This is a genomic window from Streptomyces sp. Ncost-T10-10d (assembly GCF_900091955.1).
Lineage (GTDB): Bacteria > Actinomycetota > Actinomycetes > Streptomycetales > Streptomycetaceae > Streptomyces.
The window spans coordinates 70,803-87,029 of record NZ_FMDF01000109.1 but is presented as its reverse complement, the minus strand read 5'-3'; the positions used below and the strand labels follow the sequence as shown (position 1 = coordinate 87,029).

11 protein-coding genes and 2 pseudogenes are annotated in these 16,227 nt (G+C 69.7%); 4 read left to right on the top strand and 9 right to left on the bottom strand.

Going from position 1 to position 16,227, the window contains the following annotated elements; all coding sequences use genetic code 11:
* Positions 1-112 precede the first annotated feature (112 nt).
* Entirely contained in the window at positions 113-3,418 is a 3,306-nt protein-coding gene (locus GA0115254_RS18330) for an AfsR/SARP family transcriptional regulator (protein WP_093896382.1), read from the top strand.
* 154 nt (positions 3,419-3,572) lie between these two features.
* On the opposite strand, the gene GA0115254_RS18325 is transcribed toward GA0115254_RS18330, so the two are convergent.
* Complete coding sequence (locus GA0115254_RS18325) at positions 3,573-4,172, bottom strand: cysteine hydrolase family protein (RefSeq protein WP_093896381.1); 600 nt, start codon at positions 4,170-4,172, stop codon at positions 3,573-3,575.
* Positions 4,173-4,268: 96 nt separating this feature from the next.
* Positions 4,269-5,537, bottom strand: a complete 1,269-nt coding sequence (locus GA0115254_RS18320) for an MFS transporter (RefSeq protein ID WP_093896380.1) — start codon at positions 5,535-5,537, stop codon at positions 4,269-4,271.
* A gap of 134 nt (positions 5,538-5,671) precedes the next feature.
* Between GA0115254_RS18320 and GA0115254_RS18315 the strand changes: the two genes are divergently transcribed.
* A complete protein-coding gene (locus GA0115254_RS18315; RefSeq protein WP_093896379.1) occupies positions 5,672-6,607 on the top strand; it encodes a LysR family transcriptional regulator in 936 nt (311 codons plus the stop codon).
* A gap of 110 nt (positions 6,608-6,717) precedes the next feature.
* On the opposite strand, the gene GA0115254_RS18310 is transcribed toward GA0115254_RS18315, so the two are convergent.
* Positions 6,718-8,928, bottom strand: coding sequence for a HelD family protein (locus GA0115254_RS18310; protein WP_093896378.1), 2,211 nt, complete (start codon positions 8,926-8,928; stop codon positions 6,718-6,720).
* 437 nt (positions 8,929-9,365) lie between these two features.
* Entirely contained in the window at positions 9,366-10,349 is a 984-nt protein-coding gene (locus GA0115254_RS18305; protein ID WP_176740179.1) for a helix-turn-helix domain-containing protein, read from the bottom strand.
* A 217-nt stretch (positions 10,350-10,566) separates the two neighbouring features.
* Here GA0115254_RS18305 and GA0115254_RS18300 point away from each other — a divergent pair, with 217 nt between their 5' ends.
* Both GA0115254_RS18300 and GA0115254_RS18295 read left to right on the top strand, forming a co-directional pair.
* On the top strand, positions 10,567-11,979 hold the full coding sequence (locus tag GA0115254_RS18300; RefSeq protein WP_093896416.1) for an aminopeptidase P family protein: 1,413 nt from the start codon (positions 10,567-10,569) through the stop codon (positions 11,977-11,979).
* A gap of 324 nt (positions 11,980-12,303) precedes the next feature.
* Positions 12,304-13,268, top strand: a protein-coding gene (locus tag GA0115254_RS18295) for an IS5 family transposase (protein ID WP_256102648.1) whose coding sequence is annotated in 2 segments (ribosomal slippage) — positions 12,304-12,672 and positions 12,675-13,268 — 963 coding nt in all. Because the reading frame shifts where the segments join, the coding sequence is not laid out codon by codon here.
* A gap of 4 nt (positions 13,269-13,272) precedes the next feature.
* On the opposite strand, the gene GA0115254_RS18290 is transcribed toward GA0115254_RS18295, so the two are convergent.
* The 5 genes and pseudogenes from GA0115254_RS18290 to GA0115254_RS18270 form a co-directional block, all read right to left on the bottom strand.
* Positions 13,273-13,707, bottom strand: coding sequence for a hypothetical protein (locus GA0115254_RS18290; protein ID WP_093896376.1), 435 nt, complete (start codon positions 13,705-13,707; stop codon positions 13,273-13,275).
* A 48-nt stretch (positions 13,708-13,755) separates the two neighbouring features.
* On the bottom strand, positions 13,756-14,508 hold the full coding sequence (locus GA0115254_RS18285) for a hypothetical protein (RefSeq protein ID WP_093896375.1): 753 nt from the start codon (positions 14,506-14,508) through the stop codon (positions 13,756-13,758).
* Positions 14,509-14,997: 489 nt separating this feature from the next.
* A pseudogene (locus tag GA0115254_RS18280) lies at positions 14,998-15,216 on the bottom strand (transposase family protein); the annotation flags it as partial.
* Between the two features lie 188 nt (positions 15,217-15,404).
* Positions 15,405-15,584: pseudogene (locus GA0115254_RS46170) on the bottom strand (transposase); the annotation flags it as partial.
* Between the two features lie 31 nt (positions 15,585-15,615).
* Positions 15,616-16,200 (bottom strand): S1 RNA-binding domain-containing protein, encoded by a 585-nt coding sequence (locus tag GA0115254_RS18270; RefSeq protein ID WP_093896415.1) that lies wholly within the window; start codon positions 16,198-16,200, stop codon positions 15,616-15,618.
* Positions 16,201-16,227 lie beyond the last annotated feature (27 nt).

The following is a 16,227-nucleotide window of genomic DNA, read 5'->3' as shown; positions in this document are numbered from 1 at the left end:
GGACACGACGAAGCCCCACGGCAGAAGGCCGACGCGGGGCTACGATGCAGCTCACGCGGCCGGAGCGACGCGGGTCCGGCAGGCCGGACGGGCTCAACACAGGGGGAACAACGTGAGATTCGGACTCCTCGGTCCGCTGACGGTCCACGACGAGGACGGGGTCGACCGGACACCCGGATCCGTCAAGGCCCGGACACTCCTGGCCGTCCTGTTGCTCGCGCCCAACCGTGTCGTCTCCCACGACCGCCTCGAATCCGCCCTGTGGGGTGAGCGGCCACCGGCCACCGCCCGGGCCTCCCTGCACAACCATCTGAGCCGTCTGCGCCGCGCGCTGGGGGAGGAGAGCCGGATCCAGGCCCCGCGCAACGGATTCCTCCTCCACGTCCGCGAGGGCGAACTGGACACCGACGTCTTCAACCGGAGACTTGAGGCGGCGCGCACCTCACGCCTGGAGAGCGACTGGGAGAGTGTCGTCCGCGAGACCGGGGCCGCCCTCGGTCTCTGGCGTGGCAGCCCTCTGAGCGACCTGCCCGCAGCGGCGGAGAAAGTCTACGCCCATGTCGACGAGTGGCAGGAGGCCCGGCTGCAAGCCCTGGAGTGGCGCAACCATGCGGAACTGCAGCGCGGCCGGCATGACGGCCTGCTGCCCGAACTGCGGCGTCTGGCAGCCGAATTTCCGCTCCGGGAGCCCTTCCACACCCAGCTCATGCTCGTCCTCCACCGCACCGGCCAGCAGGCCGGAGCCCTGGACGTGTACCACCGACTGCGCCGCACCCTGGTCGAAGACCTGGGGGTCGAGCCGGGCCCCGAAGCCCGCGCGGCCTACCAGTACATCCTCGACGACACCGACCGCACCCCGCACCAGCCCCCGGCGGACGGCGCGTCCGACACCCCGACCGTCCCTACCGAACTGCCCAGAGACATCGCATCCTTCACCGGCCGGGACGACGAACTCCGCCTTCTGACAGCCGCGGTACGCGGCCGCACCCAGGAGCCCTCGGGCGTGATCAACATCCACGCCATCGACGGCATGCCCGGAGTGGGCAAGACAGCATTCGCCGTCCACGCGGCCCACCACCTGAGCGAGGACTTCCCCGACGGTCAGATCTTCCTCCCGCTGCACGCGCACACACCGGGCACGCCCCCCGTCGATCCGGCCGACGCCCTGACCACCCTGTTGCGCGCCATCGGTGTGGACCCACAGCGCATCCCGGCCGGCCTGGAGGCCCGCGCCGGACTGTGGCGCAGCGATCTGGCCGGCCGGCGGATGCTCATCCTGCTCGACGACGCCCACAGCAGTGAACAGGTCGAATCTCTCCTTCCCGGCACCGGCCCCTCCCTCGTTCTGATCACCAGCCGCCGAAGGCTCACCGCCCTCGACGACGTCGTGCCGCTCACCCTGGAGGTCCTGGAGCCGGAACGCGCGGTCCAGCTCCTTGTCGCGAAGGCCGCACGAGCCGACCTCGACGCCACCGACCTCCCGGTCGCCGAACTCGGCCGGCTGTGCGGCTACCTTCCTCTGGCCCTCCAGCTCACCGCCGCACGCCTGCGCCACCACCCCACCTGGACGGCCGCCGACGTCGTGGCCGACCTGAACGACCCGGACGGACAACTGAGCGGACTCTCCACCGAACACACCTCGGTCGCGGCCGCGTTTCAGCTCTCCTACCGAGACCTGCCGGCCGACCGGCAAACGCTGTTCCGGTACCTCGGGATGCAGCCGGGGCCCGACTTCGACGCCTACGCGGCCGCCGCACTCCAGGACACCGGAGTGTCCGACGCCCGCCGCATGCTCGAAGAACTCGAGGACCATCACCTCATCGAGGAAACGACCCGGGGCCGCTACCGCATGCACGACCTCGTCCGCGAGTACGCCCGTACCCTCGCCCGTGAAGCCGGAACCCATGCCGTACAAGCCGCAGTGGAGCGGCAGTTGGACTACTACCTCCACGCCGCGACCCGGGCCGACCACTTCTTCGACCGCTACAACGGCCCCGCGCCCCGGTACACGACCGGACGGCGACCGCAGATGCCCGAGATGCCGGACGCGGACTGCGCGACCGCCTGGATGCGCGCCGAGCACGTCAATCTACAGGCGGCGGTCGAGTACGCGGCTCGCCACGGACACACTGCTCACGCCGTGTATCTTCCCGCCGCGATGAAGGAGTTCCTGCGCGTCCACGGGCACTGGAGCGAAGCCCTCGCCCTGCACGGGACCGCACTCCAATGCGCCCTCGACGTCGCGGATCTGCTCGGGCAGGCGACGGCGTTGCGGAACATGGCGGTGATCCATCGCGTGATGGGCCGATACGAACAGTCCGAGGCGAACCTCGTGCAGGCACTGGAGCGCATCGACGGGCTCCCGGACACCCATGAGCGGGCCATAGTCTTCAGCGATCTGGCGAGCGTCCTTCGTGTGACCGGGAGATACCAACAGGCCGACGAAACGTATCACCAGGCACTGCGGCTCTTCCGTGACGCGGACGACACCCGCGGTATGGCTCACGTGCTCGTCGACATCGGCCACGTACAGCAATTGACCGGTCGCTACTCCGAGGCTGCCGAGAGCCTCGAACAGGCGCTGGAACTGCATGGTGCTTCGGGTAACCGACTCGGCCGGGCGAATGCCCTCACGGCCCTCGGCGACCTGCACAAATCCGTCGGCCGCTATACCGGAGCCATCAACGCCCACCGCGAAGCCCTCGTGAGCTATCGCATACTCGACAATCGCTACGGCGAGGGCAATGCCCTCGCCGATCTCGGCGACGTACTGCGGCTGAGGGGGGAGTACGAGGAGGCCACCGAGTGCATCGAGCGGGCGCTCGACATGTTCCGCGCACTCGGCGCCAGGCTCGGGCAGGCGAACGCGCTCATGTATCTGGGCCGGGTCAAGTTCCGTACAGGGCAGCTCGAAGCGGCCGAGAAGGACTTCGACGAAGCGCTCACCATCTGCCACGAACTCGGCAGTCGTATGGGACGGGCTCACGTTCTCATGCATCTGGCCGAGACACAGGCCGCGAGCGGCGCATACGGTACCGCGTTGAAGAATGCCCGCACGAGCGTTGAGCTGTGCCGCGAGCTCAAGGACCGTGGAGGTGAGGCCGAAGCCCTCAACATTCTCGGTGCCGTGTCCCTCGGGAGCGACAGCACGACCCGCACCTCCGAGGCCCGTGACTGTTATGCGCAGGCGCTCGAACTGGCACGCGCCATCGAGTCGCCGTACGACGAAATGCTGGCCCTCGAAGGTCTTGACCGGAGCCGGTACGGTCACGGAACGGCGGGCAGCGGCACCGACTGGCTGTCGCTCGCCCTCGGGATCGCCCGACGGCTCGACGTACCCGATGCCGACCGTATCCAGGCGCGTCTCGGTACGAGGCCGGGGGCCGCCTCGCCTCCCCGTACCACCGCGACGACATGAGCGGTTCGTCCGCCGTCACGACACCCGTGTGACCGGGGCACCGGGCGTGCGATCCCGCCGTGGCGCGCGTCCACAGAATTGGTACCGGGGTGCGGACGGCCGCCACACCGGGCGGGTGCGGCGGCCGTGGGTGGGATCGGCCCGACGGTTCGAGTCAGCCGGCCCGGAGCAGGGTGTGCAGCTCGGCGGTGTCGATGATGTGGGCCCGTGAGGGGAAGACTTGATGGAGCAGGACGTCGTGGACTTCGGTGTCGGGGTCGGCGACGCCGTCGGACAGGACGTAGAGCTGGTAGTCGCGGTCGGCCGCGTCGATGACGGTGGACAGGACGACGCCGCTGGTACTGAGGCCGGAGACGACCAGAGTGGTGATGCCGCGCTCGCGCAGCTGCTGGTCGAGGTCGGTGGTGGAGATGCCGCCGTAGCGGATCTTGCGCACGATGATGTCGCCGCCCTGGGGAGTCAGGCGCTCGTGGATGGCAGCGGCAGGGTCCTCGTGGTGCATGACGCGGTGCTGGGCCAGCGGGGCGAAGGACTTGTTGGTGGCCGGGATCGCGTCCCAGTCGGCCTCGGTGAAGCCGACGCGGACGTAGGCGATCGTGCCGCCGTTGGCGCGAACGTCGGCGATGGCCCCTTCCACGCGGCCGAGCAGGGCTTCGCGGTCCCCGCCTTCGGGCAGAAGGGCCAGCATCGCGGGCTGGTAGTCCATGACGAGAAGAGCGGTGCGCGCGGGGTCGAGTGCGGGGGCAGTGCTCATGCGAGTGTTCTCCTTGCTCGGTGGTGTCCGGTCGGCGCGGACAGGAATCGGCGGACCGGCTGCGGCCGGCGGGCTTCAGTGGCGAGTTGCGGTGTGTCAGGTGTGGGTACGGGCCAGTTCCGGCTCGTGCAGTGGCGTGTGGTCGCGCCGGGGGAGCAGCAGCGGCGTCGCCAACAGGAGCACGCCGGCCAGGCCGATGGCCGTACGCGGGCCGAGCAGGCTGCCCAGCACGCCCCAGACGGCTGTCAGGAGCGCGGTCGTGGCCTTGTTCGTCACCGCCCATGCGGACAATGTGCGGGCGACCCGGTCGGTTGCGGTGCGCTCGAGGCGGTAAGTGGTGTAGACGGGGTTGAAGACCCCGCAGCAGAAGATGAGCCCGAGCTCGACGCCTATCACCAGCCACAGTCCGCCGGTGCCCGGCCCCAGGAAGGCCAGGCCGACGGGCCAGATCGCGCGCAGCGTCCCGGCCACGACCAGGACCCGGTGCTGGCCGAACCGGGTGACGAGCGGTCGGGCCAGCCGTGAACCGAGCAGTCCGCCGATCGAGGGCGCGGCGAAGACGAGGCCGTACTGCCACGGCGCGAACCCGAGTGGGCCGAGCATCAGGACGGCCAGCAGCGGCTGGGCGGCCATCACCAGGCCGTTGAACAAGGCGGTGTTGAAGAACAGCGGACGCAGCGTCGCGTCGGCGAGGATGTAGCGCCAACCGTCGAGCAGGTCCCCGGCCCGCATGCGTGCGGCCTCCCGGCGCTCGGGCCGCGGCTCGTGCCCGCCCGTCGCGCGGATGCCCAGGGCCGAGAGCAGGTAGCTGACCGCGTCGGCCACCAGCGTCGCCACCGGACCCAGGAGCCCGATCGCCGCGCCGCCCAGCGGCGGTCCGATGATCGTGGTCGTCCAGGTCGTGGACTCGAATCGGGCGTTGGCGACGAGCAGGTCCTCGGCCGGCAGCAGCGTCTTCAGGTACGCGCCGGAGGCGGCGCGGAAGGTGATGTCGGCCGCCGCGACGACGACCGAGACCAGCAGGAGCTGAAGGAAGGTGAGCACGCCGAGCGCGAACGCGGCGGGGATCGTCAGCAGCGCCGCGAACCGCACCAGGTCCATCGCGATCAGCACCGGCCGCTTGCGGCGGAACTCCACCCACGGGCCGAGCGGCACCGCCACGGCCGCACCCACCGCAGCCCCCACCGAGGAGAGCGCGGCGACCTCGGCCGGTCCGGCATGCAGCACCTGGATGGCGATCAGCGGGAACGCGCCGAAGGCGAGCCACGTGCCGAGCGCGCTGGTCCCGTACGCTCCCCAGAGCCACCCGAACTGCCGCCCCAGCCGATGCCCGAGCAGATGTCCCAGCCGGTGTTTGATCTTCATACCCGCCGCCCCTCGCCACTCACCTGTACAACCGATCCGCGATCGGACGTATCAAAGCGAGCACCACACCCGGGGATCAAACAACCGCAGGACCGCCCGGCCACAACCAACGGTTGTACCCATAGGGTGCCGGTATGGACCTCGACACCGTCCGGACCTTCGTCGCCGCCGCCGACGCGGGACAGTTCCAGGAGGCCGCCGCCGAGCTGGCGGTCACCCAGCAGGCCGTCTCCAAGCGCATCGCCGCGCTGGAGCGCAACCTCGGCGTGCGGCTGTTCACCCGCACTCCGCGCGGCGCCGAGCTCACCATCGACGGACAGGCGTTCCTGCCCCACGCGCGCGAGCTGCTGCGCGTCGCCGAGCGCTCGGTCGCGTCCGTACGCACCGGCCGCCGTCCGCTGCGCGTCGACGTGATCTCCTCACGCAGTGCGGCGTCGGGCCTGATGCGCGGCTTCCACCGCGCGCACCCCGAGATCGAACTCGACGTGGTATGGCTGTTCGACATCGAGACGGCCGTCGCCGCCATCCGGTCCGGTGCGATCGACGCGTCCTTCCGCGCCGTCGCCGTGCCCGGCCGGCCCCTTCCCGAGGACATCGAGTCCGTCCGGGTGCTCGACGAGCCGCTCCAGCTCCTCACCGGCCCCGCCCACGCGCTGGCGGGCGCCCGATCGGTGCCCCTCGCTCAGCTCGCCGGACACCGGATCTGGATGCCCGGCATCGTCCCCGGTACCGAGTGGGCCGCCTACTACGACGATCTCGTCGCCGAGTTCGGCCTCACCATCGAGGCGACCGGTCCCAACTTCGGCTCCGACGCGCTCCTCGACACCGTCGCCGACACTCCGGCCCTGGCCACCTTCATGGGCGGGCGGACCAGCCTCGTCTGGCCCGCCGACCACGGCCTGCGCCGCATTCCGGTGACCCACCCGGCGCCCGTCTACCCGCACTCGCTCCTCTGGCACCGCGACAACCCCCACCCAGCGCTGGCCATCCTCCGCGCCCACCTCGCCGCCACAGCGGCCGGCCACGACGCCGCCGGGACCTGGGTGCCGGGCTGGGTGATTCCGCACTGAACACCGCCTCGTCTTCGAGCCTCGTGGCCGGATCGACGAACGATGACTCGCGGGACCCGGAGCGGCGGCACCCATGGCCGGTGCCGTTCGAGTGCCGCGCCCGGGCGCCCTCAGCGCAGTGACTCGGGCAGCTCCTCCCGGTGGACGATGCCCAGGCGCTGCGTGGCGCGGGTCAGAGCCACGTACAGGTCGCTCGTCCCGTACCTGGCGGGCTCCACGACCAGCACATGGTCGAATTCGAGCCCCTTCGCCTGCCGGGGGTCGAGCAGAACCACCGTGTGGGTCAGATCGGGTTCGGTGCCGGCCCTGACTCCTTCCAGCGGAGCGGCGATCTCCTCGTGGAGCGCCCGCGGCGCGATCACCGCGAGGCGTCCCTCCTTGGGCATCAGCTCCGAGACCGCCTGCGCCACCGCCCCTGCCAGGTCCTCCCCGGCGTCCCGCGTCCACGGCACCTCGCCGGTGGACCGCACCGAGCCGGGCGGCTCGAAGGAGGGGTCGCCGGCGCGTACGACCCTGGCGGCCAGCTCCATGATCTCGGCGGGTGTGCGGTAGTTGACGTCGAGCCTGACGTGTTCGAAGCGGTCACCGACGTACGGCTCCAGGATCTTCTCCCATGAGCCGACACCTGCCTCCTCGGAGGTCTGCGCGGGGTCGCCGACCAGGGTCAGCGAGCGGTTCGGCGACCGGCGCATCAGCAGCCGCCACGCCATCGGCGACAACTCCTGCGCCTCGTCGACGATGATGTGCCCGAACGCCCAGGAGCGGTCGGCGGCGGCCCGCTCGGCCGCGCTGCGGTGATCGGCCTCCTCCTGCCGCTCCGCCATCCGCTCGGCGTCGACGATGTCGTGGGCGGCCAGGACCTCGGACTCCTCGTCCTCGAACTCGTACGTCTCCGAGCCCCTCGACAGCTCCAGAACGCCCTGCGCGTACGCGATCCGCTCCTGGCGCTCGGCCTCGGCCGCGGCCCGCTCGGCGCTGTCGTCGACCCCGAGGAGTTCGGCCGCCTCGTCGAGCAGCGGAACGTCGGCGGAGGTCCACCTTCCGCCGCCGGGTGCGCGCCGGATGGCTTCGGCGTCCTCGTCCGGTACGTACACGGGGTCGGCCAGGTAGTCGGTGAGAAATCCCTCGGGGGTGAGCGCGGGCCACAGCTCGTCGACCGCCGAGTGCATCGCCCTGCTGACGGCGACACCCTTGCCGAGCTGGGCGATGTCGTCGGGGCCCAGGAAATTGGGACCGCCGTACGGGTCGGCCCCGATGCGCTCCGTGAGCTGCGCGGTGAGGGCATCGATGATCCGGAACGCGAAATGCGGGCGGGCGAGATTGTGCGGCAGGCGGGTGTCGCGGGCCGCCTGGCGGGCCTCGTAGGCGATCTCCCAGTCGAGGAGGAGGTCCCCGTCGTCGTGCGGGATGACCAGCGGGGCGCCGGGCTCCGGCAGCCGCTGCCGGTCGCGCACAGCGAGCGCGAGCGCCTCGGCCATCGGCTCACCTCCCTTGACGGCGGCGGCACGGGGTGTGTCGCTGCCGTCGGCATGGACCCCGGGGAAGAGCTCGGCCTGCGTGGCGAGCAGGACACCGGTCTCGCCGAGCGCGGGCAGCACCTCACCGATGTAGCTCAGGAAGGCCGGGTTGGGGCCCACGATCAGGACGGCGCGCTTGGCGAGCAGCTCACGGTGCTCGTACAGCAGGAAGGCCGCCCGGTGCAGCGCCACCGCCGTCTTTCCGGTACCGGGACCGCCCTCGACGACGAGCACACCGCGGTGCGGGGCGCGAATGATGCGGTCCTGCTCCGCCTGGATGGTCCGTACGATGTCGCCCATGCGGCCGGTGCGGGCGGAGTTCACGGCGGCGAGCAGTACCGCGTCGCCGCTCGGGTCCTCGAAACCGGTGCGCTCGCGGTCCCCGACGTCGAGGATCTCGTCGTGCAGCTCGGTGACGACGCGGCCCTCGGTGGTGATGTGTCTGCGCCGGCGCAGGCCCATCGGCGTGTGCCCGGTGGCGAGATAGAAGGGGCGGGCGACCGGCGCACGCCAGTCGATCAGAAGGGGCGTATGCGCGGTGTCGTCCTCGCGGATTCCGATACGGCCGATATGGTGCGCGGTGCCGTCGGAGAGATCGATGCGGCCGAAACACAGCGAGCCGTCCACCGCATTCAGCGCGGCCAGCAGACCCGAGCGTTCGGCGACGAGCACGTCGCGTTCGAGACGGGCCTGCAGTCCGGTCCCGACCGGCGTCAGCGCGTCCTCGACGTGCTGCGCGGCGACTCCGCGCAGCACGTCGACACGGTCGTAGAGCCGGCCGATGAATTCCTGCTCCTTCTGCAATTCGGCACTTTCGCGAGTTGACAAAATGGCTCCCTGCCGGATATGGTGTCTTTAGTGGCCCCCATTATGGGGGTATTTCTGTGAGTGCACGGAAACGCTCAATATACCCGGGAAAATCCCCGGTCCGTAATTGCGGACCGGGGATTTCTTGTGCTGCCCGTACTGCGGGCCGCGCACCGGGGCGACCAGCGCGAGGCCGCGCGCCTCGGCGCGTGGCCCGGTGGGGGCGTGGAGCGGGTCGGTCCCACCGGTGCAGTTCGACCCGCACCGGATCGCGGGTCGCCACACAGCCCAGTGCCTCTCCGCCGTCCCGGCCCCGACCGTCGGCCACGGCCCCCGCGACGGGCGATGCGGTCCGCCATGTGGCGACAGTCCTCGGCGTTACCGGCCGAGCACGTTCGAGCTGCTCGCCTTGGTTTCGTCCGGCAGTGTGCGGGTCACAACCATCCGCAGCGCTGTGCCTGCAAGGCCATCTGGAACCGGTTCGCGGCGCCCAGCTGGGCCATCAGGATCTGCATGCGGCGAAACAGCGTGCGACGGCTGATTCCCAACTCGCGGGCGATGACGTCGTCGCTCGCGCCGCCCGCGAGGAGCCACAGCAGGCGGCGGTCGGCGGGGGGCAGGCCGCCCGGGCGGGTGGTGCGGCCGTGGAACGGCAGGGCATTCTGCCAGGACTGCTCGAACAGCGCCACGAGCGCCGAGAGCAGGCCGCACGGCTGCACGACCAGCGTGGTGTTGTGCACGTCGGCCTCTTTGATCGACAACGACACGAGCGCGTACGCCTCGTCGATGATCACCAGCTTGACCGGTACCGACGGCAGTACCCTGGCCTGTTCGCCGGCCTTGATGCACGGTTCGATGACGTCCTTCAGATGGCCCGGATGCTCCAGCGACTCCCGCGAGTACACGACTCGCTGTGTCACACCGCGGGCGAGCGTGGCCAGTGCGTCGTCCGTGGCCTCGGACAAGGGGAAGTAAGGCGGTGACTCGAACTGCCGGATCTGATCGCGGGCGCTCGCCCAGGCGTGACGAATCCTGGGGCCGACGGCGTCGCCGGTGACGACCTCGACGAGATGGTCGTTGTACGCGGCGAGCCGCTGCCGCCGGAACGACTCGAACGCGCCCCCGACGGTGATGCGCGATTCCTCGACCTCGGCCGCCCGATGCCGGGCGAGGATCTCCAGGCCCGCGGTGGGCGGAACGGGGGCCACCACGTCCCCGCCCTCCTCGGCGGCACTGGCCAGACCGGCGTCGATCAGCGCGCCGTAGGCCGTGGCGAGTTCCGCACCGCCCAGACCGGCCGCGGTTCCGATCGCACTCAGCGGAGCGGGGGCCAGCTCCAGCAGCGCCAGATAGACCTGGCCCGCCGCGTGATCGATTCCCAGAAGCCGAAGGGCCTCGCCGAGTTTCGCGTTCGTCATATGCCGATTATCGACGGCTCCTGCCGGGGCCATGGCCGATCTGTGCCAGTGGCAGTCTTCGGCACCGAGCACGCGCGCTGCGGGATACCGTCCGGGAGCCGCCATCGACCGGCGGCAGCGAGGGCGCCCCGGCCGCACCGGGAGGGAGCTCGGCCTTGTCCGTAGGGCCTCCTCTGCCCTCGCCGCTGAGGAACCCACCCAGAGGAAGGTGTATGACGTGGCGAAAGGCCGAAAGAACGGTCTCTACTCAGGGATCTCCGAGGAACTGTCCGCTCTGATGCGGACGGGGTGGGCGGACACCGAGCGGCACGACCTGCAGCTCGGCGAGCAGGCTCCGTACGCGGCCCGCCGCCGTGCCGCGCTCTCTGCACGCTTCCCCGGCGAACGCCTCGTGATCCCCGCGGGGAATCTCAAGGTCCGCTCGAACGACGACACCTACCCGTTCCGCCCGTACTCGGGCTACGTGCACATGACCGGAGACCAGGCCCGGGACGGCGCGCTCGTCCTCGAACCCCGTGCGGACGGCGGCCATGACGCCTACTGCTACCAGCTGCCGCGGGACAGCAGGGACAACGACGAGTTCTGGACCGGCGCCACGGCGGAGCTGTGGATGGGCCGACGCCGCTCCCTGGCCGAGTCGGAGATCGTGCTCGGCCTGTCCTGCCGCGACGTCCGTACGGCGGCCCGTGACCTGGCCGCCGCCTCCGGTGCGCCGACCCGGATCGTCCGCGGCATCGACCTGTCCCTGGAGGCCGCCGTCACCACCGACGAGGAGCGTGACGCCGAACTGGAAGAGGCACTCAGCGATCTCCGCCTCGTCAAGGACGACTGGGAGATCGCCGAGCTCCGCGAGGCCGTGGACTCCACCGTGCGCGGATTCAACGATGTGATCGGTGAGCTCTCCCGGGCGATCGCGTCGTCCGAGCGGTGGATCGAGGGCACGTTCTTCCGCCGCGCACGCCTCGAGGGCAACTCCGTCGGCTATGGCTCGATCTGCGCCGCGGGCGAGCACGCCACGATCATGCACTGGACGGACAACGACGGTCCGGTGCGCCCGGGGGACCTGCTCCTGCTCGACGCCGGCGTGGAGACGCACACCCTCTACACCGCCGACGTCACGCGCACGCTGCCGATCAGCGGGACCTTCACACCCCTGCAGCGCAAGGTCTACGACGCTGTGTACGAGGCCCAGGAAGCAGGCATGGCCGCCGTCAAGCCGGGCGCCGCGTACCGCGACTTCCACGAGGCGTCCCAGCGTCACCTGGCGGCCCGGCTGGTCGAGTGGGGCTTCATCGACGGCCCGGCCGACCGCGCGTACGAACTCGGCCTCCAACGCCGCTTCACCATGGCGGGCACCGGTCACATGCTCGGTCTGGACGTGCATGACTGCGCGCAGGCCCGGCACGAGGAGTACGTCGACGGCGTGCTGGAGCCGGGCATGGTGCTCACCGTCGAGCCCGGCCTGTACTTCCAGCCGGACGATCTCACCGTGCCCGAGGAGTGGCGCGGCATCGGCGTCCGGATCGAGGACGACCTGGTCGTCACCGACGACGGTCACGAGAATCTGTCGGCGGGCCTGCCGCGGTCGGCGGACGACATCGAGGCGTGGATGGCCCGGTTCGCGGGTTGAGTGCGTCGTAGAAGGGGCCCGGTGCCGGATCCCCCGGTTCGAACGGGTACCGACCGGCGGCGCCTGGGCCTGCCGCAGGGGCCCGGCCCGGAAAGTCGTCCTCGGAGGGCCTCGTCGCGACCGGCGAACCGGCCCGGGCCCACCGGGCCCCAGGTCAGACACGCAGCCGAACGTTTCCCTGCCGCCGCAGGACGGTCACTGGCCGGCCGCGTCGACAACCTGAGCAATCCGCTCGAAGGTGCCGTCCAGGGCCCGGCGGCGAACCGGCTGTGGAGCGTTGCCCACGGAGATGCCGCCTAGTACTAGACTTGTCCGGTCGATCATGTGACCACTCCGTGCCAGAGTCGTTCCTGTGGGCATGGGGCGGGTGATCTGCGTGATGCCGAGTGGGCACGGCTGCGGCCGTTCCTGCCCGTGAGCAACGGGCGTTGTGGCAGGTGGCGGGATCACCGGCAGGTGATCGACGGGATTCTGCACCGGGTGCGGACCGGGGTGCAGTGGCGTGATCTGCCCGAACGGTTCGGGCCGTGGAAGACCGTCTACGAACGCCATCGCCTGTGGTCGGCCGACGGCACCTGGGAACGTCTGCTCCAGCAGGTCCAGGCCGCGGCCGACGCCGCCGGAGAGATCGACTGGGACATCTCGGTCGACTCCACCATCGTCCGCGCGCATCAGCATGCAGCCGGTGCCCGCACCGACCCACCGCCAGCCCCGAGGTCAAAGGGGGCCGAAGGGATGGAACACCAGGACGAGACGCCGTGGCAGAGCCTTGTCGCCCGCCTGGTGGAGGTGGTGCTGGAAGCGAGGGCCTGGGCCGCTCGCGCGGCGGGTTCACCAGCAAGCTCCACCTGAGCGCAGATGGCCGCTGCCGCCCACTATCCCTAATCGTCACTCCAGGTCAGCGGGCGGACTGCACCCAGTTCAAGCCGGTCCTGGACAAGATCCGGGTGCCCAGACCTGGCCTGGGCCGGCCACGCAAGAAGCCCGACAGCCTCACAGCCGACAAGGCTTACAGCAACGGCCCCATCCGCGAGTACCTGCGACGATGGGGAATCCGCCACACCATCCCGGAGAAGGCCGACAGCCAGGCGGCCCGCATACGCAAGGGCTCACGCGATGGACGGCCGCTCGGCTTCGATGAGGACCGCTACAAGAAGCGCAACACCGTCGAACGGGCGATCAACCGCCTGAAGCAGTCCCGGGCCGTCGCCACGCGCTACGACAAACGCGGCTACGTCTTCCTCGGCACCGCCACCGCGGCGGCGGTCGCCATCTGGCTCCGCACATGAACTCCTACGCAACCCAGCAGTAGACGCCCTGGTCATGGCGCCGGGCGCTGCTGACGAGGCCAGCTAGATCACCCACGATCGCCTCGGCGATCTCGGTGTCGATGACCTCGCCATCCTCCGCACGCAGCTGAGCCCACGAGGCGGCGACGTCACGCAACCTGGAGGGCCCAGCGTCCGCGAGCGCAGTGGAAAGGCGAGGCGAGATCGCGAAGACGACGCATCCGTCGTTGTCCTGGTCAGCGACGATGCGAGGCTCACCGGCATCGACAAGTTCCTCAAAGCTGCCACCGGCCAGAAGGCATTCCCACTCAATCACCGCCTCTTCGGGATCGAAGTTGCCGAAGGAGAGCGACTCGAATGCCTGTCCCAGCCCGGTCCTGAGGGCCAGACCCGCTGACGTGTCGTCCGGCGCCACGAAGAACTTCACGATGATGCTCACCCGGGCATCATGCCCGCCAGCCCACGACCACGATCGGCCGGACAAGGCCTAGGCATCCGGCACAGGGACGCTTTGCCACGCCCCGGGCGCCTCCCCGTCCTGTGCCGCCAGTATGGCAGGCCAGTGCTCTTGGATGATCGCCTCGGCCTGGGCATCCTCGGCAGCGAACGGGCGGAGGTCATGGCGGGTGTAGGTCCGCCATTGGATGTTCCCCATTGACGCGCCCCGTTCCGGCAGCAGTACCTCGGTGCACCTATGCCTGTTCCAGGTAACCCGAACCCTGCGGCCTCGCGGACCATCCGCGAAGTCGTAGAGGGGCTCTGACTCCGTAAAGCGGACGAGTACCCGGCCCTGGACCCGAGAGACTTCCGACGCTGTGTTGTTGAAGTCCGCTGATCGGAATCTGACGGGCTCCGTGGGGTAGACCGCGACGCCCGCGAGCGCCAGGGCGAATACTGCGATGTCGTGGGCTTCGACATCCTTGATCCGCCGTCCGCCCTCCCCCCGCATGCGCCGCGCCATGGCTGCCATTGCCGATCGGGCCCGGTCGTAAATGACGTTGCCGATGACTCCTGAGACCGCGGCCTGGATGGACCACAGCGCAAGAGCTTCGGCGTTGGCCACGACTGCGATGTAGTCGATATCACCGGTGTGGTTGTCGTCGCTGCCCCAACTGGTGCCGTGGGCGTCCTGGACGATCTTGCCGCGAAAGTCCTCGTAGGCGACACGCTGCGTCACGTGGAGGAGTTGATCGATGTCGTCTACTGCCTCGGCGTGGCTCTCGGGATTCCCCTTCGACACGTCGCGCCCCCGTTCAACCGCCTGGATTCACCGTGGTGTTCACCCCGAGAGTCCCACGCCGATGGAAGGGATGCAGCACAAGTTCCGGACATGGCGGCCAGCGAGCGACCGGTTGCCCCTGGTCTACGGACTCAGCGCAGACGGGTAGGGCACGGCCCGTCTGCGCTCTCGTCCGGACTCCCCCCACCACCGCCCACACCGACGGCTTGCTCGGTACACACTCCGTGCGGGCCGGCCAGGAAAGCGAGGGCCGAGCAGGGGCGCGATGATGGCCACGATCGCGGAAGCTCAGAAGACCGCTGTCGGGTAAGTTGCCCGCGCAGCGTCGCACGGCGTGGCAGGGCGCGGCTGATGGACAGGCAGCGCGGGCGTCTGGAGCAGGTCGGCATCGTGCCACTTTCCCCGGGTGGGGCAGGAAGCGCCCGTGCTAAAGCGTGTTGCAGAAGGCTGTGGCTGGGCAGGCGGAGCCGGGTTCTGTGACGTTGTGGATCACGCGGCCAAGGCGTGGTTGTGGAGGGTGGCGACGGCTTGGACTGCGTAGTGGAGGCCGTTGCCGCGTTGCCGGCAGTCGCGGAGGATCTTGTAGTGCTTCATGCGGGCGAAGGCGTGTTCCACACGGGCCCTCACGCGTCGATGTTCGGCGTTGTCCGCTTCCCGGCCGGGCAGGAGCGGGCGGCCGGGTCGCTTCCGGTGCGGGATGACGAGGCCGTGTTGGTTGTCTGGCCGATCGTGGTCGTGGGCTGGCGGGCATGATGCCCGGGTGAGCATCATCGTGAAGTTCTTCGTGGCGCCGGACGACACGTCAGCGAGCCTTGCCCTCCGGACCGGACCGGGACTGACATTCGAGTCGCTCTCCTTCGGCAACTTCGATCCCGAAGAGGCGGTGATCGAGTGGAGGTCTTCCACGGGCCGAACCGTTCGGGCAGATCACGCCACTGCGCCCCGGTCCGCACCCGGTGCAGAATCCCGTCGATCACCTGCCGGTGATCCCGCCACTTGCCACAACGCCCGTTGCTGACCGGCAGAAACGGCCGCAGCCGTGCCCACTCGGCATCCGTTAGATCGCCCCGCCCCATGCTCACCTCAACGATTCGGGCACGGCGGCCGTCACGTGGGCAGCACGACACGTGCGCACTGGCCGTTCTCTGGCCTGGAGAGGAACACCCGGCGGCGTGGCAGCTCGATTTCCGCGACGACGACGGCGATCTCCTCTCCGACCTCGAAATCTTCTACCGGACTCGCCGCAGGGCGACCGTCGATCTCCCTGAAGGGGACCAGCCCGAAGATCCCGTCCCCGAGGTTGACGAAGATGCCGATGGGAACCACCTTCTCAACCGTCCCGCGGAGTTCCTGGCCCACCACCGTGCGGTCAGCGAAAACCTGGAGTGGATCGGGCTCCAGTGCCTTCAAAGACAATCTGGCCTCAGCGTTGTAGGTGTCGAACCCAATAAACTCGCACGAGACACGCTGCCCTACCTGAACAACATCGGTGGGATCACCGAAGCGCCGCCAGGACAGTTCGGGGACACCGAGGAACCCGACACCGGGCAGGGTGGGATGGCCAGGCCCGTCGTCCAGGGCCACGAAGACCCCGAACCGTTCGATCGCCGCGATGGTGCCGGACAGGATGTCGCCGCAGTGCAGGGACTCCAGGAACGCCCAGAGTTCCGGGCTCTCAGACTGCCAATCCATACCCGCAACCATGGCACACGGCGTCGT